At 62.0% G+C, this 22,783-nt stretch carries 15 protein-coding genes and 1 pseudogene; 7 read left to right on the top strand and 9 right to left on the bottom strand.

All coding sequences use genetic code 11. The features are described from left to right. Positions 1 to 15: 15 nt before the first annotated feature. From NIBR502773_RS28700 to NIBR502773_RS28725, 6 genes are all read right to left on the bottom strand, one after another. Positions 16 to 1,119 (bottom strand): ABC transporter ATP-binding protein, encoded by a 1,104-nt coding sequence (locus tag NIBR502773_RS28700; protein ID WP_141157568.1) that lies wholly within the window; start codon positions 1,117 to 1,119, stop codon positions 16 to 18. A 23-nt stretch (positions 1,120 to 1,142) separates the two neighbouring features. After that, positions 1,143 to 1,973 (bottom strand): carbohydrate ABC transporter permease, encoded by an 831-nt coding sequence (locus NIBR502773_RS28705; protein WP_115486197.1) that lies wholly within the window; start codon positions 1,971 to 1,973, stop codon positions 1,143 to 1,145. 10 nt (positions 1,974 to 1,983) lie between these two features. After that, positions 1,984 to 2,874 (bottom strand): carbohydrate ABC transporter permease, encoded by an 891-nt coding sequence (locus NIBR502773_RS28710; RefSeq protein WP_051429369.1) that lies wholly within the window; start codon positions 2,872 to 2,874, stop codon positions 1,984 to 1,986. Positions 2,875 to 3,008: 134 nt separating this feature from the next. Next, positions 3,009 to 4,319, bottom strand: coding sequence for a sugar ABC transporter substrate-binding protein (locus NIBR502773_RS28715; protein WP_141157569.1), 1,311 nt, complete (start codon positions 4,317 to 4,319; stop codon positions 3,009 to 3,011). A 193-nt stretch (positions 4,320 to 4,512) separates the two neighbouring features. Next, positions 4,513 to 5,418: an AraC family transcriptional regulator gene (locus NIBR502773_RS28720; RefSeq protein WP_065941271.1), complete on the bottom strand. Its 906-nt coding sequence runs from the start codon at positions 5,416 to 5,418 to the stop codon at positions 4,513 to 4,515. Positions 5,419 to 5,490: 72 nt separating this feature from the next. Beyond that, positions 5,491 to 6,780, bottom strand: coding sequence for a glycosyltransferase (locus NIBR502773_RS28725; protein WP_141157570.1), 1,290 nt, complete (start codon positions 6,778 to 6,780; stop codon positions 5,491 to 5,493). Positions 6,781 to 6,939: 159 nt separating this feature from the next. Between NIBR502773_RS28725 and tpx the strand changes: the two genes are divergently transcribed. The 5 genes and pseudogenes from tpx to NIBR502773_RS28750 all read left to right on the top strand — a co-directional run bounded on the left by tpx (position 6,940) and on the right by NIBR502773_RS28750 (position 16,638). Further along, the gene (gene tpx / locus NIBR502773_RS28730; RefSeq protein WP_065927848.1) at positions 6,940 to 7,440 is read left to right on the top strand and encodes a thiol peroxidase; all 501 of its coding nucleotides are present in this window, start codon (positions 6,940 to 6,942) and stop codon (positions 7,438 to 7,440) included. Positions 7,441 to 7,672: 232 nt separating this feature from the next. After that, positions 7,673 to 8,971 (top strand): MdtA/MuxA family multidrug efflux RND transporter periplasmic adaptor subunit, encoded by a 1,299-nt coding sequence (locus NIBR502773_RS28735; RefSeq protein ID WP_027606396.1) that lies wholly within the window; start codon positions 7,673 to 7,675, stop codon positions 8,969 to 8,971. Beyond that, positions 8,968 to 12,069, top strand: a complete 3,102-nt coding sequence (locus tag NIBR502773_RS28740) for an MdtB/MuxB family multidrug efflux RND transporter permease subunit (RefSeq protein ID WP_065927846.1) — start codon at positions 8,968 to 8,970, stop codon at positions 12,067 to 12,069. The genes NIBR502773_RS28735 and NIBR502773_RS28740 overlap by 4 nt, the downstream gene beginning before the upstream one ends. After that, positions 12,066 to 15,172, top strand: a pseudogene (locus tag NIBR502773_RS28745) (efflux RND transporter permease subunit). The gene NIBR502773_RS28740 and the pseudogene NIBR502773_RS28745 overlap by 4 nt, the downstream one beginning before the upstream one ends. Further along, complete coding sequence (locus tag NIBR502773_RS28750; protein WP_141157571.1) at positions 15,169 to 16,638, top strand: efflux transporter outer membrane subunit; 1,470 nt, start codon at positions 15,169 to 15,171, stop codon at positions 16,636 to 16,638. The pseudogene NIBR502773_RS28745 and the gene NIBR502773_RS28750 overlap by 4 nt, the downstream one beginning before the upstream one ends. Positions 16,639 to 16,645: 7 nt before the next feature. On the opposite strand, the gene NIBR502773_RS28755 is transcribed toward NIBR502773_RS28750, so the two are convergent. After that, the gene (locus tag NIBR502773_RS28755) at positions 16,646 to 17,113 is read right to left on the bottom strand and encodes a hypothetical protein (RefSeq protein ID WP_115486190.1); all 468 of its coding nucleotides are present in this window, start codon (positions 17,111 to 17,113) and stop codon (positions 16,646 to 16,648) included. Beyond that, a complete protein-coding gene (locus tag NIBR502773_RS28760; protein WP_141157572.1) occupies positions 17,106 to 18,029 on the bottom strand; it encodes an NAD synthetase in 924 nt (307 codons plus the stop codon). Before NIBR502773_RS28760 ends, NIBR502773_RS28755 begins: the two co-directional genes overlap by 8 nt. Before the next feature lie 252 nt (positions 18,030 to 18,281). Between NIBR502773_RS28760 and NIBR502773_RS28765 the strand changes: the two genes are divergently transcribed. Both NIBR502773_RS28765 and NIBR502773_RS28770 read left to right on the top strand, forming a co-directional pair. Then, positions 18,282 to 20,378, top strand: a complete 2,097-nt coding sequence (locus NIBR502773_RS28765) for a bifunctional diguanylate cyclase/phosphodiesterase (RefSeq protein WP_115486188.1) — start codon at positions 18,282 to 18,284, stop codon at positions 20,376 to 20,378. 54 nt (positions 20,379 to 20,432) lie between these two features. After that, on the top strand, positions 20,433 to 21,179 hold the full coding sequence (locus NIBR502773_RS28770) for an SDR family oxidoreductase (RefSeq protein ID WP_141157573.1): 747 nt from the start codon (positions 20,433 to 20,435) through the stop codon (positions 21,177 to 21,179). Positions 21,180 to 21,302: 123 nt separating this feature from the next. On the opposite strand, the gene mapR is transcribed toward NIBR502773_RS28770, so the two are convergent. Next, a complete protein-coding gene (gene mapR, locus NIBR502773_RS28775; RefSeq protein WP_065941278.1) occupies positions 21,303 to 22,712 on the bottom strand; it encodes a GntR family transcriptional regulator MpaR in 1,410 nt (469 codons plus the stop codon). Between the last annotated feature and the right edge of the window lie 71 nt (positions 22,713 to 22,783).

Below are 22,783 nucleotides of genomic sequence, written 5' to 3' on the forward strand. Positions count from 1 at the left end.
CGCAAATCTCGCAAATCAGGCGGCAGCGCGCAGTGGACGGGCCACAGCCACGCCGTCGGTGTCGAACAGATGGCAGTGCGCCGGGTCCAGGTGCAGGTGCAGCGTCTCGCCATACTGGCTGGCCATATCGCCGCGAATCCGCATGGTCAGCGGCTCGCCGTTCGAGGTGATGACGTGGCAGAAGGTGTCGCTGCCCAGGCGCTCGCCGACGTCGGCGGTGACGGTCAGGGTGGTTTGCCCAGGTGACGCGATTTCCAGGTGCTCCGGACGAATGCCCAGGGTCACCGCGCTGCCCACGCTCAAGCTGGCGCCGCTCAACGGCAGGCTGACCAGGGTGCCGGCGTCCAGTTGCACCTCACAGCCCTGGCCGTCGACGCGGGTGACCTTGCCCTTGAGGAAGCCCATTTTCGGCGTGCCGAGAAAACCCGCCACAAACAGGTTGGCCGGTTGGTGGTAGAGCTCCAGCGGCGAGCCGACCTGCTCGATACGCCCGCTGTTCAACACGACCACCTTGTCGGCCAGGGTCATGGCTTCGACCTGGTCATGGGTCACGTAGATCATGGTCGCTTGCAGCTCTTTGTGCAGGCGCGCCAGTTCCAGGCGCATCTGCACGCGCAGGGCGGCGTCGAGGTTGGACAGCGGTTCGTCGAACAGGAAGATCTTCGGGTTGCGCACGATGGCGCGGCCGATCGCCACGCGCTGGCGCTGGCCTCCGGAGAGTTGCTTGGGCTTGCGCTCCAGCAGCGGGCCCAGTTCAAGAATGCGCGCCGCTTCGTTGACCTTGCTCTCCACCAGCTGCTTGTCGACGCCGGCCAGGTCCAGGGCAAACGACATGTTTTTGCGCACGCTCATGTGCGGGTACAGGGCGTAGGTCTGGAACACCATGGCCAGGTCGCGTTTGGCCGGGGTGACTTCGGTGATGTCGCGGCCATCGAGTTCGATGGTGCCTTCGCTGACTTCTTCCAGGCCGGCGATCAGGCGCAGCAGGGTGGACTTACCGCAGCCCGACGGGCCGACGAACACCACGAATTCCTTGTCGTTCACTTCCAGGTCGATGCCTTTGATGATCGAGAAACCTTCGAAGCCTTTTTGCAGATTCTTGATTTTGAGGTTGGCCATGATGGGCCCTCCGCTAGAAATTATTATTTAACTGCGCCGAAGGACAAACCGCGCACCAGCTGTTTCTGGCTGATCCAGCCAAAGATCAGGATCGGCGCACAGGCCAGGGTCGAGACGGCAGACAATTTGGCCCAGAACAAGCCTTCGGGGCTGGAGTAGGAGGCGATCAGCGCGGTCAAGGGCGCTGCGGTGGACGAGGTCAGGTTCAGCGACCAGAAGGCCTCGTTCCAGCACAGGATCAGCGACAGCAGCACCGTGGAGGCGAGGCCGCCTTTGGCGATCGGCAGCAGCACCCGGACCATTTCCTGCCACAGCGTGGCGCCGTCCAGGCGCGCGGCTTCGAGGATGTCCTTGGGGATGTCCTTGAAATAGGTGTAAACCATCCAGACCACGATCGGCAGGTTGATCAGGGTGTAGATGATGATCAGCGCGATGCGCGTATCCAGCAGGCCAAAGCTCTTGGCCAGCAGGTAGATCGGCATCAGCACGCCCACGGGCGGCAGCATCTTGGTGGAGAGCATCCACAGCAGCGTGCTCTTGGTGCGTTTGGTTTCGTAGAACGCCATGGAGTAGGCGGCCGGCACCGAAATCAGCAGGCACAGGGCGGTGGCGCTGAATGAAATCAGCACCGAGTTCCACGCGTAGCTGAAGTAGTTGCTGCGCTCGTTGATGTGCAGGTAGTTCTCCAGGGTCGGCGTGAAGATGAACTGCGGCGGCGTGGCGAACGCGTCGATTTCGGTCTTGAAGCTGGTCAGCACCATCCAGAAGATCGGGAAGAAAATCAGGATCGCGATGGCCCAGGCCAGGGTGCCGAGCAACAGGCTTTGCAGGCGGCGGGATTGTTGAAGCGTCATGGCGCGGCCCTCAAGGCTTGTCAGTCAGGTTTTTGCCGATCATCCGCACCAGGATGATCGCCGCGATATTGGCGATGACCACGGCAATCAAGCCGCCGGCCGAGGCCATGCCCACGTCGAACTGCACCAATGCCTGGTTGTAGATCAGGTAGGCGAGGTTGGTCGAGGCGTAGCCGGGGCCACCGTTGGTGGTGGTGAAGATTTCGGCGAACACCGAGAGCAGGAAGATCGTTTCGATCATCACCACCACGGCAATCGGGCGGGCCAGGTGGGGCAGGGTCAGGTGCCAGAAAATCGCGATGGCGCCGGCACCGTCCAGGCGCGCAGCTTCCTTTTGTTCCTGGTCGAGGGACTGCATGGCGGTCATCAGCAGCAGGATGGCGAACGGCAGCCATTGCCACGAGACAATGATGATGATCGACAGCAGCGGATAGTGCGCCAGCCAGTCCACCGGCTCGGCGCCGAAGAACTTCCACACGGCGGCGAGAATCCCCGACACCGGGTGGAAAATCAGGTTCTTCCAGATCAGCGCACCGACGGTGGGCATGATGAAGAACGGCGAAATCAACAGCACCCGGACGATGCCACGCCCCAGAAACTCACTGGCCTCCAGCAGCGCACTGATCAACACACCGAACACCACGCTGATCAGCAGCACGCTGCCCACCAGCAGCAATGTATTGGTGGCGCCGGGCAGGAAGCCCGAGTCGGTGATGAAGTAGGTGAAGTTCTCCAGCCCCACGAATTGGTTCTCGCCGGGGTAGAGCAGGTTGTAGCGGATCAGTGAAAAGTACAGGGTCATGCCCAGCGGCACGATCATCCACAGCAGCAGCAGGGCGACCGAGGGCGTGACGAGGAACCAGCCGGGGTTGGCCAGGCGGTTTTTGGCGGATGTATTCATGATAATCAAGGCCAGTCAGGTACAGGTGCGCAAAACCCCTGTAGGAGCGAGCTTGCTCGCGAAGGTATTTCAGGCGCATTGCGGCGTCGGATGTACCTTTTTCGCGAGCAAGCTCGCTCCTACAGGATCGGGGGTTACTTGGGGTAACCGGCCCGCTTCATTTCCCGCTCGGTGGTGGTCTGCGCCGCAGTCAATGCCGCATCGACCGTCTGCTGACCGGTCAGCGCACCCGAGAAGAACTTGCCGACCTGGGTGCCAATCGCCTGGAACTCGGGAATGGTCACCAACTGGATACCGATATACGGCACCGGCTTGAGGGTCGGCTTGGTCGGGTCGGCGACTTTCAGCGATTCCAGGGTCACCTTGGCGAACGGCGCGGCCTTCATGTACTCGTCGCTGTAGGTCGACTTGCGCGTACCTGGCGGCACGTTGGCAACACCGTCGGTCTTGGCGACCAATGCGCCATATTCCTTGGACGTGGCCCAACTGGTGAACACCTTGGCGGCGTCCTTGGCCTTGGAGCTGGTCGGGATCGCCAGGCTCCAGGAGTACAGCCACGACGTGCCCTTGTCGGTTTTTTCGTGGGGGGCAAAGGTGAAGCCCACATGGTCGGCCACTTTGCTTTGGGTCTTGTCGGTGACGAACGAGCCGGCGACGCTGGCATCGACCCAGATCGCGCACTTGCCGCTGTTGAACAGCGCCAGGTTTTCGTTGAAACCGTTGCTGGAAGCACCCGGCGGGCCGGATTTCTTCATGTTGTCGACGTAGAAGTTCAGCGCGTCCTTCCACTCGGGGCCGTTGAATTCAGGCTGCCACTTTTCATCGAACCAGCGCGCACCGTAGCCGTTGGCCAGGGTGGTGATCAGCGCCATGTTCTCGCCCCAACCGGCTTTGCCGCGCAGGCACAGGCCGTACTGCTCTTTGCTCTTGTCGGTGAGTTTGGACGCGAATTCGCCGATCTGGCTCCAGGTCGGATGCTCGGGCATGCTCAGCCCGGCGTCCTTGAACAGGTCGGTGCGGTAGTAGGTGATCGAGCTTTCCGCATAGAACGGCAGGGCGTACAGCGAACCCTTGACGGACAGACCGTCACGCACGGAAGGGAATACGTCGTCGAGGTCGTAGGACGCCGGCAGGTCCTTCATCGGCTCCAGCCAACCCTTGGCGCCCCAGAGTGCGGCTTCGTACATGCCGATGGTCAACACATCGAACTGCCCGCCCTGGGTGGCGATGTCGGTAGTGAGGCGTTGGCGCAGCACGTTTTCTTCCAGCACCACCCAGTTCAGCTTGATCTCCGGATGCTCGGCCTCGAAGGTTTTCGAGAGCTTCTGCATGCGGATCATGTCGCTGTTGTTGACGGTGGCAATGGTCAGGGTTTGCGCGCCAAGGCTGACGGCGCTGAGGGTCATACAGGTACAGGCAAGCAGAGCTTTTGCTGTGAACTTCATCGCGCACTCCATTTCCGCGCCCAGGGGCTACGGAAGGACAGTTATTGTTGTTGTGTCTTCCTACAGGGAGTCAGGAAGAGTGTGCGTTGATTACAGCCTTCAAATGGGGTTGTGACAAATCCTTGGGAACACTTGGACTGATACTTTTTTGCACTCGATGATCGTGCCCATGCTTACCTGGGAACGATCTCCATTAGGCCAGGTTCTGCTCGGTCAAGCGTTGTACCGCCAGGCGGCGGTAGTGAGAGGGGGTCATACCCTTGAGTTGCTGAAAGCGCCGGTTGAAGTTGGAGATGTTGTTGAAGCCCGACTCGAAACACACGTCCGTCACGGCTTTATCACCGTCAGCCAGCAATTCGCAGGATTTGCTGATGCGCAGCCGATTGACGAATTCGATAAACGTGCGCCCGGTCGCCTGCTTGAACACCCGGGAAAAGTACGTCGGCTTCATCCCCAGGTGTTCCGCCACTTCCTCCAGGGGCAACTCGCGCGCGTAGTGGGCAAAAATGTAGTCCACCGCGCGGTTGGTGCGGTCGATGCTGTGTTCATCCGCCAATTGCGGCGTGGTGACGCCGGACAGCAGCTGGTAGTCCTCACAGCTGCTCAACACTTCCAGCAGGATAAAGAAATGCCCCAGGCGCGCCATACCCTGGGCGTCTTCGATACGTTGCATCAGGGTCATGGCCTGGGCGATGGTTTTTTTGCAGCGGAACTCGATGCCGGACTGCGCGCGCTCCAGCAACGGTGCCAGCATTTTCAGTTCGGTAAAAATGTGGCTGCCCTGCTCGAACAGCTCATCGGTGAAGTTCACCAGCATGTCGCGCTTGGGCACCACTTCGTCTTCCTCCACCTGGCTGATCCAGTTGTGGGGCAGGTTGGGCCCTGTGAGGAACAGGCTTTCCGGATAGAAGTTGCCGATATAGTCGCCAATAAACACCTTGCCGGAACTGGCGACGATCAGGTGCAGTTCGTATTCCTTGTGGAAATGCCAGCGCACCAGCGGGCAGGGGAAACCATGCTGGCGATAGATGATGGACAGACCGTTGTGATCGTCCATCAGTTCGTAGGAAGGGTCGGTGATTCGCGTTGCTCGGGTCATGCTGCCGTCGCTTTATTGTGGTTGCTGCTTGGGATAATGCCCCCTCACGCACGACCTCGCCAGCGCCGCGGTTTACAGGCTACGGTTTTTCGCCTCGATCCACTGGGACATGTACTGCGTACTTTTATGCGCATGGTGGCGCAGCATGCTGCCGGTGAAGTTGCTGCGGCGATGGGCGGCGAGGTGGTTGCGGCAGTGTTGCAGGCACTCCACCAGTGCAGGCCCGTGGACAGTGCGGTCATATCGGCCGGCAATCAGTTGGCGCCCATCCTGCTGGGCCTGGGTCCAGCGTTCGCGATCCTGATAAAGCGCCACGGCCGCCGCTGCCAGGGCTTCGGCGCATTGCTCGATGGCGCCGGGCCATGGCCGCTCATCGCCCATGGCCTCGGCGCCGATGGGGGTGGTGATATTGGGGGTGCCGCAGAGCATCGCATCGGCCAGCTTGCCCTTGATACCCGCGCCAAAGCGCAGGGGCGCCAGGCAGATGCGCGCGGCGCTCATCACTTGCAGGGCATCTTCGGCCCAGTTCATCACATGAAAGCCCTGCGCCGGGTTGTGCAGGGCGGTGGCCTTGGGCGGGGTGTAGGCGCCGTAGATATGCAGCTGGGCACCGGGCAATTGCTGGCGAATCAATGGCCAGACGCTGTTCTTCATCCACAGTACGGCGTCCCAGTTCGGCGCATGGCGGAAGTTACCGATGCTGAGGAAGTGCGCACGCTCTTCGAACGGTACGAAGGCCTCGGTTGGCGGCGTCATCATCAGCGGGCACCAGTGGAGCAGGGCGGCGGGCAGCTTGAACTGTTCGGTGAGCAGGCGGATTTCCACGTCGGAGATCATCAGGCTGATGTCGCAGCGGTAAATCGCGGCGATTTCGCGCTTGGCCAGGTCGGTGTCGGCCATCAGTTGGAATTCCTCCTCCAGGGCCGGGGCGAACAGCGCGCTGAAGTCGTCGCTGCCCGGGTGGGCCTTGAGGTGCGCCTTGAGGCGCTGCTGACGGGCGTCGCGCAGGCTTTGCAGGTCGGAGGTTTCCAGCACACGCAGGGCGTCGGGGCAACACTTCTCCACGCGCCAGCCAAACTGTTCCTCCATCATGAAACGGTCGAACAGCACGATATCCGGGGCCAACTCGCGGACAAAATCGTCAAAGCTGCTGTTATTGAGCTCGATCGCGCATTCGGCGATGCCCAGCGCCAGCAGGTCGGCCTTGTGCTCGCCCAGTGCAGCCGGGCTGCTGAAGGTAATATCCCAACCTTGCGTAAGAAAAGTTTCGAGAATCTGCATCATGTGCCCGCCCGCGGCCGAGGAACGGGGCTCCGGCCAGACATAACCAATGACCAGGACTTTGGTGGCGGGCTGATTCATCGACAACGGTTTCCTTGGAGGGCAGGCGCAAAGCGCGCAATTAAACCACAACCGTGTGGCATGACAATTTGTGTCTGGCGGTAGGTAGCCACGGTACTTTGTGGTTAACTTCCGCCTCTCGAATTCGTTTAACCAAAACCCAGCATAAGGATTCTGTTCATGGCTCAAGTCACTCTTCGCGGTAACCCTGTCCAGGTTGAAGGCGAATTGCCGAAAGTCGGCTCTGAAGCAGCAGACTTCACCCTGACCGCCGGCGACCTGTCGGATGCAACCCTGGCTACCTTTGCCGGCAAGCGCAAAGTGCTGAACATCTTCCCAAGCGTCGACACCCCGACCTGCGCCACGTCGGTACGCAAGTTCAACGCCCAGGCCAACGAGCTGAACAACGCCGTCGTACTGTGCATCTCCACCGACCTGCCGTTCGCCCAGGCGCGTTTCTGCGGCGCCGAAGGCCTGGAAAACGTGAAGAACCTGTCGGACTTCCGTGACCCTGGTTTCGCCGTCGATTACGGCGTAGCGATTACCGATGGCCCGCTCAAGGGCCTGACCGCCCGTGCGGTCGTGGTGCTGGACGAAAACAACACCGTGCTGCACAGCGAACTGGTTTCGGAAATCGGCCAGGAGCCGAACTACGAAGCGGCCCTGGCTGTTTTGAAGTAACTGTTGCGGCGCGTTACTGTCGTTTTGCAGTAACACCCGTAAGACATGATTGCGGCCTGGCCTAGTCCAGGCCGTTTTCATTTGTGGCTCAGACGTTTAGCGAAATAGCCTGCAGACTAAGCCGCAGAAGTTAAAAGTTGTAAGCCCAAGGTAAATAGCCGGTAAAGGCGCTTTTCTTAACGCGCTCCAGTGCTTATCTTTCAGCCTCCCGAAGAAGAAGCTCTCGCGCCCAATGGTTGATCACTCCATGCAATCCTCCCCCCGCAACTCCCGCCGCTGGCTGTTCGGCCTGCTCGTGCTGCTGGTTATCGCCGGCCTGTGCTGGAAATTCTGGCCAGGCGGCGCCGCCCACAAAGACGCACCGGCCGGGCATACCGGTAAAACCGGCATGGCGCGCCCGGGGTTCGGCGGGTCCACCGGCCCGGTACCGGTGCGTGTAGCGCCGGCGGTGCTGGGGGAGTTCCCGGTGTACTACAAGGCCTTGGGCACGGTCACCGCGCTCAATACCATCAATGTGCGCAGCCGGGTGGGGGGCGAGCTGGTCAAGATCGCCTTTGAAGAAGGGCAGATGGTCAAGGCCGGCGACCTGCTGGCCGAGATCGACCCGCGCAGCTACCAGAATGCCTTGCTCCAGGCCCAGGGCACGCTGATGCAGAACCAGGCCCAGTTGAAAAACGCCCAGGTCGACGTGCAGCGTTATCGCGACCTGTACGCCCAGGACAGTATCGCCAAGCAGACCCTGGACACCGCCGAAGCGCTGGTCCTGCAATACCAGGGCACGGTCAAGACCAACCAGGGCGCGGTAGACGACGCCAAGCTCAACCTCGAATTCACCAAGATCCGCGCACCGATCAGTGGCCGTGTAGGCCTGCGCCAGGTCGACGTGGGCAACCTGGTGGCCGCCAATGACACCACCTTCCTCGCGGTGATCACCCAGACCCAACCGATCAGCGTAGCCTTCACCCTGCCGGAAAACACCCTGGAAACCGTGCTCGCCCGTTATCACGCCGGTAACAAGCTGCCCGTGGAAGCCTGGGACCGTGGCGACGTCAAGCGGCAGGCCACCGGTGTGCTGCAAAGCCTGGACAACCAGATCGACGTCACCACCGGCACCCTGAAATTCAAGGCGCGTTTCGATAACAAGGACCAGGCGCTGTTCCCCAACCAGTTCGTCAATGTGCATCTGCTCGCCGATACCTTGCACAACGTGGTGCTGGCGCCATCCGCCGCGATTCAGTTCGGCAACACCGGCACCTTTGTCTACAAGCTCGATGGCGACAAGAAGGTCAAGGTCCAGCCGCTGGTGGTGGGTGACACCGATGGCGACAACACCGTGATCAAGGAAGGCCTGGTCGCCGGCGACCGCGTGGTGCTGGAAGGCACCGACCGCCTCAAGGACGGCAGCGAGATCGAAGTGGTCAACGACAGCAGCGAAGTGCCGACGACGCCCACCGAACACCTGCAAGGCAAGCCTGCGGCTAAAGGGGAGACCGGCACCACCGCCGGCAAGGCGCAAAAGGTCGGTTCATGAACCTGTCGCGGCTGTTTATTCTTCGCCCGGTCGCCACCACGCTGAGCATGCTGGCGATTGTTTTGGCCGGCATTATTTCCTACCGCTTGTTGCCGGTCTCGGCGCTGCCCCAGGTGGATTACCCGACGATCCGGGTGATGACCCTGTACCCCGGCGCCAGCCCCGATGTGATGACCAGCGCGGTCACCGCGCCCCTTGAGCGCCAGTTCGGGCAGATGCCCGGCCTGACCCAGATGGCGTCCACCAGTTCCGGCGGCGCCTCGGTGCTGACCCTGCGTTTCAACCTCGACATCAATATGGATGTCGCCGAGCAACAGGTGCAGGCCGCGATCAACGCCGCCACCAACCTGCTGCCCAAGGATTTGCCGGCGCCGCCGGTGTACAACAAGGTCAACCCAGCGGATACCCCGGTGCTGACCCTGGCCATTACCTCCAAGACCATGCTGCTGCCCAAGCTCAATGACCTGGTCGACACGCGCATGGCGCAGAAGATCGCGCAGATCAGCGGCGTCGGCATGGTCAGCATCGCCGGTGGCCAGCGCCAGGCCGTGCGTATCAAGGTCAACCCCGAAGCCCTGGCGGCCAACGGCTTGAACCTCTCCGATGTGCGCACCCTGATCGCCGCGTCCAACGTCAACCAGCCCAAGGGCAACTTCGACGGCCCCACGCGGGTGTCGATGCTCGATGCCAACGACCAGTTGGTGTCGCCCCAGCAATACGCCGAGCTGATCCTGGCCTACAACAATGGCGCGCCTCTGCGCCTCAAGGATGTGGCGCAGATCGTCGACGGCGCCGAAAACGAACGCCTTGCCGCCTGGGCCAATGAAAACCAGGCCGTACTCCTCAATATCCAGCGCCAGCCGGGCGCCAACGTGATCGAGGTGGTCGACCGCATCAAGGCGCTGCTGCCGAGCATCACCGACAACCTGCCGGCCGGCCTCGACGTGACGGTGCTGACCGATCGCACCCAGACCATCCGCGCCTCGGTCACCGATGTGCAGCACGAATTGCTGATCGCCATCGCCCTGGTGGTGATGGTGACGTTCCTGTTCCTGCGGCGGGTCAGCGCCACGATCATTCCGTCGATTGCCGTGCCGCTGTCGCTGGTGGGCACCTTCGGGGTGATGTACCTGGCCGGGTTCTCCATCAATAACCTGACGCTGATGGCCCTGACCATTGCCACCGGTTTCGTGGTGGACGATGCCATCGTGATGCTGGAGAACATTTCCCGCTACATCGAGGAAGGCGAGACGCCGCTGGCCGCTGCGCTCAAGGGCGCCAGGCAGATCGGCTTCACCCTGATTTCCCTGACCCTGTCACTGATCGCCGTATTGATCCCGCTGCTGTTCATGGCTGACGTGGTGGGACGGCTGTTCCGCGAATTTGCCATCACCCTGGCGGTGGCGATCCTGATTTCCCTGGTGGTGTCCCTGACGCTCACGCCGATGATGTGCGCGCGTTTGCTCAAGCGCGAGCCCAAGGAAGAAGAACAGAGCCGGTTCTACAAGGCCAGCGGCGCCTGGATCGATTGGCTGATCGAAGCCTACGGGCGCAAGTTGCAATGGGTGCTCAGGCACCAGCCGCTGACCCTGTTGGTGGCCATTGCGACCCTGGGCCTTACGGTGGTGCTGTACCTGGTGGTGCCCAAGGGCTTTTTCCCGGTGCAGGACACCGGGGTGATCCAGGGTATTTCCGAAGCGCCGCAGTCGATTTCATTCGCCGCCATGAGCCAGCGCCAGCAGGAACTGGCGCAGATCATCCTCACCGACCCGGCGGTGGAAAGCCTGTCGTCCTATATCGGCGTGGATGGCGATAACGCCACCCTCAACAGCGGCCGCTTGCTGATCAACCTCAAGCCCCACGGCCAGCGCGACTTGAGCGCGGCCCAGGTGATCACGCGCCTGCAACCGCAGATCGACAAGCTGGTGGGCATCCGCCTGTTCATGCAGCCGGTGCAGGACCTGACCATCGAAGACCGTGTCAGCCGCACCCAGTACCAGTTCAGCATGTCCTCGCCGGACGCCGACCTGCTGGCCCTGTGGAGCGGCAAGCTGGTGCACGCACTGAGCCAGATGCCGGAACTCACCGACGTCGCCAGCGACCTGCAGGACAAGGGCCTGCAGGTGTACCTGGTGATCGACCGCGATGCGGCCTCGCGCCTGGGCGTCAGTGTGTCGACCATCACCGATGCCCTGTATGACGCGTTCGGCCAGCGGCAGATTTCCACCATCTACACCCAGGCCAGCCAGTACCGCGTGGTCTTGCAGGCCCAGTCGGGGGAAACCCTGGGCCCGGCGGCGCTGAACCAGATCCATGTGAAGACCACCGACGGCGGCCAGGTGCGCCTGTCCAGCCTGGCCCATGTGGAACAGCGCCAGGCGCAGTTGGCGATTGCGCATATCGGCCAGTTCCCGGCGGTGATGATGTCGTTCAACCTGGCCCCCGGCGTTGCCCTGGGCAAAGGTGTGGAGCTGATCAACCAGGCGCAGAAGGACATCGGCATGCCGGTGGGCGTGCAGACCCAGTTCCAGGGCGCGGCCCAGGCGTTCGAAGCGTCGCTGTCGAGCACCTTGCTGCTGATCCTTGCGGCGGTGGTCACCATGTACATCGTGCTGGGTGTGCTCTACGAGAGCTATATCCACCCGATCACCATTCTCTCGACCTTGCCCTCGGCCGCGGTGGGGGCCTTGCTGGCCTTGCTGCTCAGTGGCAATGACCTGGGCATGATCGCGATAATCGGCATCATCCTGCTGATCGGTATCGTCAAGAAGAACGCGATCATGATGATCGACTTCGCCCTCGATGCCGAACGCAACCAGGGCCTGGACCCGCAGACCGCGATCTACCAGGCGGCGCTGCTGCGCTTCAGGCCGATCCTGATGACCACCCTGGCCGCCCTGTTCGGTGCAGTGCCATTGATGCTGGCCACCGGCTCCGGTGCCGAACTTCGCCAGCCCCTGGGCCTGGTGATGGTCGGCGGCCTGCTGGTGAGCCAGGTGTTGACGCTGTTCACCACGCCGGTGATCTACCTGTATTTCGATCGCCTCGGCCGCCGCTGGCGCAAAGAGCCGCAAAGCCTGGAGCCGGTTGAGTCATGAACCTGTCCGGACCTTTCATTCGCCGGCCGGTAGCGACCCTGCTGCTGAGCCTGGCGATCATGTTGCTGGGCGGGGTCAGCTTCAACCTGCTGCCGGTGTCGCCGCTGCCCCAGATCGATTTCCCGGTGATCGTGGTCTCGGCCAGCCTGCCCGGCGCCAGCCCCGAGGTGATGGCCTCCACGGTGGCCACGCCGCTGGAGCGTTCCTTCGGCGCGATTGCCGGCATCACCACCATGAGCAGTTCGTCGAGCCAGGGTTCCACCCGGGTGATCCTGGCGTTCGACTCCGACCGTGATATCAACGGCGCCGCGCGGGAAGTGCAGGCGGCTATCAATGCCTCGCGCAACCTGCTGCCCAGCGGCATGCGCAGCATGCCCACCTACAAGAAGATCAACCCGTCCCAGGCGCCGATCATGGTGCTGTCGCTGACCTCGGACGTGTTGCAGAAGGGCCAGCTGTACGACCTGGCCTCGACCATCCTCTCCCAAAGCCTGTCCCAGGTGCCGGGGTGGGCGAAGTGCAGATCGGCGGCAGCTCCCTGCCGGCGGTGCGTATCGAGCTGGAACCCAAGGCCCTCGACCAGTACGGCGTGGCCCTGGACGACGTGCGCAACACCATCGCCAATGCCAACCAGCGCCGGCCCAAGGGCTCCCTGGAAGACAGTGAGCGCAACTGGCAGATCCAGGCCAACGACCAGTTGGAAAAGGCCAAGGACTACGAGCCGCTGCTGATTCGCTACCAGGACGGCGCCGCACTGCGCCTCAAGGATGTGGCGAAGATCAGCGACGGCGTCGAAGACCGCTACAACAGTGGCTTCTTCAACAACGATTCGGCGGTGCTGCTGGTGATCAACCGCCAGTCCGGCGCCAACATCATCGAGACCGTCAGGCAGATCAAGGCGCAACTGCCGGCGTTGCAGGCGGTGCTGCCGTCCAGCGTCAAGCTCAGCCTGGCCATGGACCGCTCGCCGGTGATCACCGCGACCCTGCATGAAGCCGAGATGACCCTGCTGATTGCGGTGGGCCTGGTGATCCTGGTGGTGTACCTGTTCCTCGGCAACTTCCGCGCCTCGCTGATTCCAACCCTGGCGGTGCCGGTGTCGCTGGTGGGCACGTTCGCGATCATGTACCTGTACGGGTTCTCACTGAACAACTTCTCGCTGATGGCGCTGATCCTGGCCACCGGCCTGGTGGTGGACGATGCCATTGTGGTGCTGGAGAACATTTCCCGGCATATCGACGCGGGCGTGCCGCCGATGAAGGCCGCTTACCTGGGCGCCGAGGAAGTCGGTTTTACCTTGCTGTCGATGAACGTATCGCTGGTGGCGGTGTTCCTCTCGATCCTGTTCATGGGCGGGATCGTCACCAACCTGTTCCGCGAGTTTTCCATCACCTTGTCGGCGGCGATCATCGTGTCGCTGATCGTGTCGCTGACGTTGACGCCGATGCTCTGCGCCCGTTGGCTCAAGCCCCACGTGAAAGGGCAGATGACCGGCCTGCAGCGCTGGAGCCAGAAGATCAACGACCGCATGGTGGCCGGCTACGCCACCAGCCTGGACTGGGTGCTGCGCCATCGCCGCCTGACCCTGCTCAGCCTGCTGCTGACTATTGGCGTGAACGTGGCGCTCTACGTGGTGGTCCCGAAGACCTTTATGCCGCAACAGGACACCGGCCAATTGATCGGCTTTGTGCGCGGGGATGACGGCCTGTCGTTCAGTGTCATGCAGCCGAAGATGGAGATCTTCCGCAAGGCGGTGCTCAACGACCCGGCGGTGCTCAGCGTGGCCGGCTTTATCGGCGGCAACAACGGTACCAACAACGCGGTGATGCTGGTTCGCCTCAAGCCCATAAGCGAACGCAAGGTGTCCGCCCAGGCGGTGATCGAGCGCCTGCGCAAGGATGTGCCGCTGGTGCCGGGCGGGCGTCTGTTCCTGATGGCCGACCAGGACCTGCAGTTCGGCGGCAGCCGTGACCAGACCAGCGCGCAGTATTCCTACATCCTGCAAAGCGGCGACCTGGCCGCGCTGCGCCTGTGGTACCCGAAAGTGGTCGCGGCGCTGCGTGAGCTGCCGGAGCTGACCGCCATCGACGCCCGCGAAGGCCGGGGCGCGGCCCAGGTCACGCTGATTGTCGACCGTGACCAGGCCAAGCGCCTGGGCATCGACATGGACATGGTCACCGCGGTGCTCAACAACGCCTACAGCCAGCGGCAGATTTCCACCATCTACGACAGCCTCAACCAGTACCAGGTGGTGATGGAGGTCAACCCCAAATATGCCCAGGACCCGATCACCCTCAACCAGATGCAGGTGATCACCTCCAGCGGCGCGCGGGTGCCGTTGTCGACCATTGCCCATTACGAGAACAGCCTGGCGGACGACCGCGTCAGCCATGAAGGCCAGTTCGCCTCGGAGAACATCGCCTTCGACATGGCCCCCGGGGTCACGGTGGAGCAGGGCACGGCGGCCATCGAGCGGGCGATTGCCAAGGTCGGCCTGCCGGAAGATGTGATCGCCAAGATGGCCGGCACCGCCGATGCCTTTGCGGCCACGCAGAAGGGCCAGCCGTTCATGATCCTCGGCGCGCTGGTGGCGGTGTACCTGGTGCTGGGCATTCTGTATGAGAGCTATATTCATCCGCTGACGATCCTCTCGACCCTGCCGTCGGCCGGCGTCGGCGCGATGCTTGCCATCTACCTCACGGGAGGGGAGTTCAGCCTGATTTCCCTGCTCGGCCTGTTCCTGTTGATCGGGGTGGTGAAGAAGAACGCGATCCTGATGATCGACCTGGCGTTGCAGCTGGAGCGCAACGACGGCCTGGGCCCGCTGGAATCGATTCGCAGCGCCTGCCTGTTGCGTCTGCGGCCGATCCTGATGACCACCCTGGCGGCCATCCTCGGCGCCTTGCCGCTGCTGCTGGGCACCGGCGATGGCGCGGAAATGCGCCATCCCCTGGGCCTGACCATCATTGGCGGCCTGATTTTCAGCCAGGTCCTGACCCTCTACACCACCCCGGTGGTTTACCTCTATCTCGACCGCGCGCGCCACCGCTTCAATGCCTGGCGCGGCGTGCGTACCGATGCTGCCCTGGACACTGCGCTATGACCGATTCAACCTTTGCCAAATTGGCCATGACCCGGGGTTCCCGTGTTGCGAGCCTGGTGCTTTGCGGCGCACTGCTCAGCGCTTGCGCCGTCGGCCCCGATTACCATCGCCCGGAAGTCACTGAATCCGCGCAGTTCAAGGAGGCCCAGGGCTGGCGCCAGGCCGCGCCGAGTGATTCCCTGGCCCGTGGCGCCTGGTGGGAGCTGTACGGCGATCGCCAACTCAACGACCTGGTGCTGCGCCTGAATAATTCCAACCAGACCGTGGCCCAGGCCGAAGCGCGTTTTCGCCAGGCCCAGGCCCTGGTGCGCAGCTCACGCGGGGCGTTTTACCCCACCGTCGACCTGAGCGCCGGCAAAACCCGCGCCAGCCAGGGCACCGGCAGCAGCAGCGCCAGCCTCAGCAGTTCCAGCAGCGGGATCCGTGACACCCTCAATGCGCAGCTCGGCGTGAGCTGGGAAGCCGATATCTGGGGCAAGTTGCGCCGTGGCCTGGAGGCCAACGAGGCCAGTGCCGAAGCCAGCTCGGCGGATTTGGCCGCGATGCGCCTGAGCCAACAGTCGGAACTGGTGCAAAGCTACCTGCAACTGCGGGTCATGGACGAGCAGACCCGCCTGCTGCAAGCCACGCTGGACACCTACCAGCGCTCCCTGCAAATGACCGAAAACCAGTACCGCGCCGGTGTATCCGGCAAGGACGCGGTGGCCCAGGCGCAAACCCAGCTCAAGACCACCCAGGCCAGCCTGATCGACCTGATCTGGCAACGCGCTCAACTGGAAAACGCCATCGCCGTGTTGATCGGCGAGGCACCGGCCAACTTCAACCTGGCGGTGAGCAAGGACATCCCGGCCCTGCCGCAGATTCCGGTCAGCCTGCCGTCGCAATTGCTTGAACGGCGCCCGGACATCGCCTCGGCCGAACGCTCGGTGATCGCCGCCAACGCCAATATCGGCGTAGCCAAGGCCGCCTATTACCCGGACCTGACGCTGAGCCTGGCCGGTGGCTATTCCAGCAGCACCTATGCCGACTGGATCAGCCTGCCGAACCGCTTCTGGTCGGTAGGGCCGAAACTGGCCATGACCCTGTTCGACGGCGGCCAACGCTCGGCGGAAGTCGATCGCACCGTGGCGTCCTACGACGAAACCGTGGCCAAGTACCGCCAGACCGTGCTCGACGGCTTCCGTGAAGTGGAAAACTACATGGTCCAGCTCAAGGTGCTGGAAGACGAGGCGGTGGTCAGCAACGAAGCCCTCGAGGCCGCCCGAGAATCGCTGCGCTTGACCCAGAACCAGTACAAGGCCGGGCTGATTGCCTATTTGGATGTGGTGACGGTCCAGGCCACGGCGCTGAGTAACGAGCGCACCGTGTTGACCCTGTTGCAGAGCCGCCTGGTGGCCAGCGTGCAACTGATCGCCGCGCTGGGCGGTGGCTGGGATGGGCAGACGCCGATTGCCGAGAAGGATTGATTACGCTTCAAGTGGGGGCCTTGACCTGGCTGCGGACCTTGAGCTTGCGCCGACGCTTGACCCGCAACAGGCCGGTGTAGCGGCGGTGGTTTTTTGAGTTGAGGACCAGGACATAGATCAAGGCCGAGATGAGCGTGGATAGGTTGAGCAGCGTAGGTGGGTGACTGGCGAGATAACCGGTCGCCAATAGAATATTCACGATTGCCACGAGCATGAGTACTCGGGGCGCATAACGAAACCCTTGGCATAGCATTATTTGCCCAGCGTTAAAAACTAGGCAAAGCGTCATGCCGGTCGCAAACGCATATTCATTGGGCAAGTGATGGCTTTCTGCGTAGTACGCCAGGCTAAGTGACATGTTGGCGGCGATATTGTTGAGACTAAGCAAAAGAGCACCGCCGAACGACGGCAAGAATCGATAGGCGTAACGGCGCCATATCCGGTACTCGCGCAGAGGGTCGGTGTCATCAGTCATGGCTGTCGAACTCCTCATACAGGGCAATAATCATGTGGCTGATATTCCCTGACAGCGCGCTGCCAGTAACCGATAGGGTCGCTCCGATTTGATCTTTGATTTGAGTGAGGATGTCCTGGCGTAATTGTGGATTGCTATACCGTTTGGGTAACTCCCCGGCCAGCTGTTTCAGCCGGACGATTTCGAATGGGTGGCGGGGATTTTTAAGCCGCAGGATTTCGTCCGTTAACGCTGCCCGTTCCTGACGGCTCATGGCCCGCAGGATGTCCGTCATGTGGCGCCCCGTCGAACGCCGTATGGCCAACACTGATTTGACCACTGCGAAGCTGCTGGAGCCTGCTCCCACAAGTGAGATGCCGTCTAAGGCAAGCGTCGTTGCCTGATACCACCTTAACGTGTCGTAGTGATCATTCTGGGCGGGATTGATTAACTCGTTTCGGGTCCTCCATAAACTGTTCAACCACTGTGCCCCACTGGCCGCTGTCCCGACAAAAGCGATGTAGGTCAATACTAGGCTCGCACCTAGGGTAAATGGCGCTGCCGCAATACCCGTTTTCGCCACGATGTAGCTAATCACAGCTCCGCCGCAGGAAATCGCCATCCCCGATGCCTCCTTCCATAGCTGTGATTCACGCGGGGAACTTGCCGCCAGTTCTGCATATTCGTCGGCAGTCTTAATAGGCCCGGCCGCCTCGCGCAAAATCACCCGTTTGGGCTTGATACTGCACAGCGGCACAAACTCGCGTAACACTGTTACCTGATAGTCGCTTCCGATATGCACCACTCCAGCACCAACGATGCCGGGGTCGGCGTCGATGGTTCGATAGAGTTCGGGCAGGTCCAACAGACTCATGAGTCGTTGACGGGTGGTGGAGTGTGCATCCGGCATACCGCTACGCAGGAAATCGCTTGGCATCCTTTCACCGGTGAGTCGATAGAGGTGAAAGAGCCTGGGGAATAGTTCCCGGTTTTTATGTCAGGCTGTTCGCTATGTTTTGTAGGATCATGCCTGCCAGTTATCTGATGCTTTTGAGTCGGCGAATTGACGTCAAATTGCCACTAATGGCCCTCTGATAATTAATCAACTGTCCAAGAATTATTCTCGCTACAATCGCCCGCTTTGCCACTTGGCACGGGCGTTTCGGGTCCGTTGCCCACGAGAAGTCCCATGCTTATCGGTAGCTATTCCCCTTCGCTGGTCGCGATCTCGCTGTTTGTCGCGATCCTCGCTTCCTACACCGCCCTGGACCTCACCGGCCGCATCGCGACCGCCAAGGGGCGCGCTGTGTATTTATGGATAGCCGGCGGGGCCATGGCGATGGGGGTAGGCGTCTGGTCCATGCACTTTATCGGCATGCTGGCGTTGCGCCTGCCGTTTGCCTTGGGCTTTGATATCGGTATCACCGCGCTGTCGTTGTTGATCGCGGTATTGTCCTGCGGCTTTGCATTATGGCTGGTCAGCCAAGCGCGTTTGCCTGCCTGGCAACTGGCGTTTGGCGCGCTGGTCATGGGCAGCGGTATTGCCAGCATGCACTACACCGGCATGGCCGCGATGCGCATGACGCCGGGCATCGACTATGACCCCACGCTATTTGGCCTGTCGTTGCTGATCGCGGTGGTGGCGTCCGGCGCCGCGCTGTTGATTGCCTTCAACCTGCGCCGCAACACGCCCTACGTACGCCTGGCCCGTGGTGGTGCGGCGGTGGTGATGGGCTTTGCAATCGTCGGCATGCATTACACCGGCATGGCGGCCGCACGCTTTGCCGACGAGAGTTACTGCGCCGCCGTGCTGGACGGCTTGAGCGGCAAGGGCCTGGATAACCTGGTGTTGGTGACGACCCTGGCGGTACTGGCCATCGCGTTGCTGACGTCGTTGCTCGACGCGCGCCTGGAAGCCCGCACTGCGGTGCTTGCCGACTCACTGACCCAAGCCAACCAGGAACTGACCCACCTGGCCCTGCACGATATGCTCACCGGCCTGCCCAATCGCACCTTGCTGGCCGATCGTATTCAACAGGCCATCGAGGCGGTAAAGGAGCAGGGCGGTTGCTTCGCCCTGATGTTCATCGACCTGGATGGCTTCAAGCCGGTCAACGATGCCTTTGGCCATCACATGGGCGACCAGTTGTTGCGCGAAGTCGGCCTGCGCCTGCGCGAAGACCTGCGCAGTCACGACACCCTGGCGCGCATCGGCGGCGATGAGTTTGTATTGCTGGTGCAGTTGACCCAGCCCGACGATGCCCTCGGCCTTGCCGAACGCCAGGTGGTGCTGATCAACCGCGCGTTCCAGGTGGCCGAGCATGAGCTGAAGATTTCCGCCAGCGTCGGCATCGCCATGTTTCCGGGCAATGGCAATACCCCCCAGGAACTGCTGATGAACGCCGACGCCGCCATGTACCATGCCAAGGGCATGGGCAAGAACGGCTACAGCTTTTTTGATGTGTCGATGAACACCAATGCGCGCAAGCAATTGCAGCTGCTGCAAGACCTGCGCAATGCCCTTGAGCACGAGCAGTTCCGGCTGTATTACCAGCCCAAGTTTGATGCGATCAGTGGGATCCCGGTGGGCGCCGAAGCGCTGGTGCGCTGGGAGCATCCGCAACAAGGCTTGTTGTTGCCGGCGACCTTTATCGAACTGGCGGAAAAAACCGGCCTGATCATTCCCATCGGCGAATGGGTGCTCAATGAAGCCTGTCGCCAAATGAGCCTGTGGTACGCCCAGGGTTATGAGCACTGGCGCATCGCGGTGAACTTGTCGGCGTTGCAGTTTTGCCACGCCGGGCTGGTCAACAGCGTGGCCGGCGCCCTGGCGCGGCACCGGTTGCCGGCCAACAGCCTGACCCTGGAAATCACCGAGACCACCGCGATGAGCGATGCCGATGCGAGCATGACGGTGTTGCAGCAGCTGTCGGACATGGGCGTGGACCTGTCCATCGACGATTTCGGTACCGGCTACTCCAGCCTGATGTACCTCAAGCGCCTGCCGGCCAACGAGTTGAAGATCGACCGTGGTTTTGTGCGTGACCTGGAGCATGACAGCGACGACGCCGCCATCGTGTCTGCCATTGTTGCCTTGGGCCAGGCGCTGGGGCTGCGAATCGTCGCTGAAGGTGTGGAAACCGATGTGCAGCAGAGTTTTCTCACACGGTTGGGGTGTAACTCCCTGCAAGGCTACCTGCTCGGCCACCCGTTGCCGGCGGACGGTTTCATGGACCATATCCAGCGCGGTGAAGACGCAGCGGCGCCTGACAAAAGCCGTGCGTGACGGTTAGTATCGGATCCAACCCTAAACACCAGGTTGGATCAGGAGACCGCACGCATGGACAAAGTCCTCATCATCACCGGGGGCAGCCGTGGTATCGGCGCCGAGACGGCATTGCTGGCTGCCCGCGAGGGCTATCGCCTCTGCATCAACTATCACTCCGATGAAAAAGCCGCCCACAGCGTCCTCGAGCAGGTTCGCGGCCTCGGTGCCCAGGCGATTGCGGTGCGCGCGGATGTCAGTATCGAAGATGAAGTAATTGCGCTGTTTCATCGTGTGGACGCCGAACTGGGCCGGGTCACCGCGTTGGTGAACAATGCCGGCACCGCGGGGCACAAGTCGCGGGTGGATGAGATGTCCGAGTTCCGCATCCTGAACATTCTCAAGACCAATGTGCTCGGTCCGATCCTGTGCGCCAAGCACGCGCTGCTGCGGATGTCGCCCAAGCATGGCGGGCAGGGCGGCAGTATCGTCAATGTGTCGTCGGTGGCCGCACGCCTGGGTTCGCCGGGTGAATACGTCGACTACGCCGCATCCAAGGGCGCACTCGACACCTTCACCCTTGGCCTGTCGAAAGAAGTGGCGGGCGAGGGCATCCGCGTCAACGCGGTGCGCCCCGGCTACATCTTCACCGACTTCCACGCCCTGAGCGGCGACCCGGACCGGGTCAGCAAGCTCGAGTCCGGTATTCCCATGGCCCGTGGCGGGCGGCCCGATGAAGTGGCGGAAGCGATTATCTGGTTGCTGTCGGACAAGGCTTCGTATGCCACGGGGACTTTTCTGGATTTGGGTGGCGGTCGCTAGCTCATGCAGTGCCTGCACCGGCGCCATCGGGGGCAAGCCCCCTCCCACACTTGAGAGGATTCACAGCCCAAAATGTGGGAGGGGGCTTGCCCCCGATGGCGTCAGAAAGCGCAACGCCATCCCTCAAAACGACCGCACAATCCGCCCCAACGTCTCCATCGCCTTCTCCGAGGCCTCGGTCCACGGGCTGCCGTAGTTCAGGCGAATACAGTTGCGAAAGCGCTGGGTCGCAGAAAAGATCGGCCCCGGCGCAATGCTGATGCCTTGCGCCAGGGCCATCTGGAACAACTTCAACGAATCGGTCTGCTCCGGCAATTCCAGCCACAGGAAATACCCGCCGGCCGGCTGGCTCACCCGTGTCTGCGCCGGGAAGTAGCGGGCGATTGCCGCCAGCATGGCGCTTTGCTGTTCTTCCAGGGCATAGCGCAGTTTACGTAAGTGGCGGTCATAGCCGCCGTGTTGCAGGTAGTCGGCAATCGCCGCTTGCGCCGGCATCGAGGGGCACAGCGAGGTCATCAGCTTCAAGCGCTCGACCTTCTGCGCGTAGCGCCCGGCCGCCACCCAGCCGACGCGATAGCCCGGCGCCAGGCTCTTGGCGAAGGAGCCGCAGTGCATCACCAGGCCTTCGGTGTCGAAGGCCTTGGCCGGTTTAGGGGCCTGCTGCCCGTAGTAGAGCTCGGCGTACACATCGTCTTCGATCAACGGCACCTGGTGGCTGCGCAATAACTCGACCAGCGCCTGCTTCTTTGCTTCCGGCAATGTGGCGCCCATGGGGTTCTGGAAACTGGTCATGGTCCAGCAGGCCTTGATCGGGTAGCGCTCCAGGGTTTGCGCCAGGGCGTTGAGGTCAATGCCGTCGCGCGGGTGCACGGGGATTTCCACCGCCTTGAGCTTCAGGCGCTCCAGCACTTGCAGGCAGGCGTAGAACGCCGGGGCCTCGATGGCCACCAGGTCGCCCGGTTCGGTGACCGCTTGCAGGCACAGGTTCAACGCTTCCAGGGCGCCGTTGGTGATCAGCAGTTCCTCCATGGGCAGCATCAGGCCGCCGACCATATAGCGCAGGGCAATCTGCCGACGCAGTTGCGGGTTGCCCGGCGACATATCGGTGACCACCAGGCGCGGGTCCATCTCGCGGCTGGCGCTGGCCAGGGAGCGGGCCAGGCGCGGCAGCGGGAACAGCATCGGGCTGGGGAAGGCCGAGCCGAAGGGCACGGTGTTGGGGTCTTTGATCGAATCGAGTACCGAGAACACCAGTTCGCTGACATCGACTTCGGTGGACTCATGCACCTGCTCGCTCACCACCGGTTCGGAGAACGGGCTGGGTGCATGGGTGTTGACGAAGTAGCCGGAGCGCGGCCGTGCCCGGATCAACCCGCGACGCTCCAACAGGTAGTAGGCCTGGAACACCGTGGACGGGCTGACGCCATAGGTCTGGCTGGCATAGCGCACCGACGGCACACGCTGGCCGGGGCCGAGCACGCCGGAGCGGATCAGTTCTGCGATGTCGTCGGCGAATTTTTCGTAGCGTTTCATGTTGGCCTTAAACAAATAGGTAATATGAGTGCAGCCCCTCTCACATTTGATCGGCATCATTTCCGACAGCG

Source organism: Pseudomonas sp. NIBRBAC000502773 (assembly GCF_006517195.1).
GTDB classification, from domain to species: Bacteria; Pseudomonadota; Gammaproteobacteria; order Pseudomonadales; family Pseudomonadaceae; genus Aquipseudomonas; species Aquipseudomonas marginalis.

Coding starts and splice junctions, on each gene's coding strand:
- NIBR502773_RS28700 (WP_141157568.1), bottom strand. CDS start 1,119: ATGGCCAACCTCAAAATCAAGAATCTGCAAAAAGGCTTCGAAGGTTTC.
- NIBR502773_RS28705 (WP_115486197.1), bottom strand. CDS start 1,973: ATGACGCTTCAACAATCCCGCCGCCTGCAAAGCCTGTTGCTCGGCACC.
- NIBR502773_RS28710 (WP_051429369.1), bottom strand. CDS start 2,874: ATGAATACATCCGCCAAAAACCGCCTGGCCAACCCCGGCTGGTTCCTC.
- NIBR502773_RS28715 (WP_141157569.1), bottom strand. CDS start 4,319: ATGAAGTTCACAGCAAAAGCTCTGCTTGCCTGTACCTGTATGACCCTC.
- NIBR502773_RS28720 (WP_065941271.1), bottom strand. CDS start 5,418: ATGACCCGAGCAACGCGAATCACCGACCCTTCCTACGAACTGATGGAC.
- NIBR502773_RS28725 (WP_141157570.1), bottom strand. CDS start 6,780: ATGAATCAGCCCGCCACCAAAGTCCTGGTCATTGGTTATGTCTGGCCG.
- tpx (WP_065927848.1), top strand. CDS start 6,940: ATGGCTCAAGTCACTCTTCGCGGTAACCCTGTCCAGGTTGAAGGCGAA.
- NIBR502773_RS28735 (WP_027606396.1), top strand. CDS start 7,673: ATGGTTGATCACTCCATGCAATCCTCCCCCCGCAACTCCCGCCGCTGG.
- NIBR502773_RS28740 (WP_065927846.1), top strand. CDS start 8,968: ATGAACCTGTCGCGGCTGTTTATTCTTCGCCCGGTCGCCACCACGCTG.
- NIBR502773_RS28750 (WP_141157571.1), top strand. CDS start 15,169: ATGACCGATTCAACCTTTGCCAAATTGGCCATGACCCGGGGTTCCCGT.
- NIBR502773_RS28755 (WP_115486190.1), bottom strand. CDS start 17,113: ATGACTGATGACACCGACCCTCTGCGCGAGTACCGGATATGGCGCCGT.
- NIBR502773_RS28760 (WP_141157572.1), bottom strand. CDS start 18,029: ATGCCAAGCGATTTCCTGCGTAGCGGTATGCCGGATGCACACTCCACC.
- NIBR502773_RS28765 (WP_115486188.1), top strand. CDS start 18,282: ATGCTTATCGGTAGCTATTCCCCTTCGCTGGTCGCGATCTCGCTGTTT.
- NIBR502773_RS28770 (WP_141157573.1), top strand. CDS start 20,433: ATGGACAAAGTCCTCATCATCACCGGGGGCAGCCGTGGTATCGGCGCC.
- mapR (WP_065941278.1), bottom strand. CDS start 22,712: ATGAAACGCTACGAAAAATTCGCCGACGACATCGCAGAACTGATCCGC.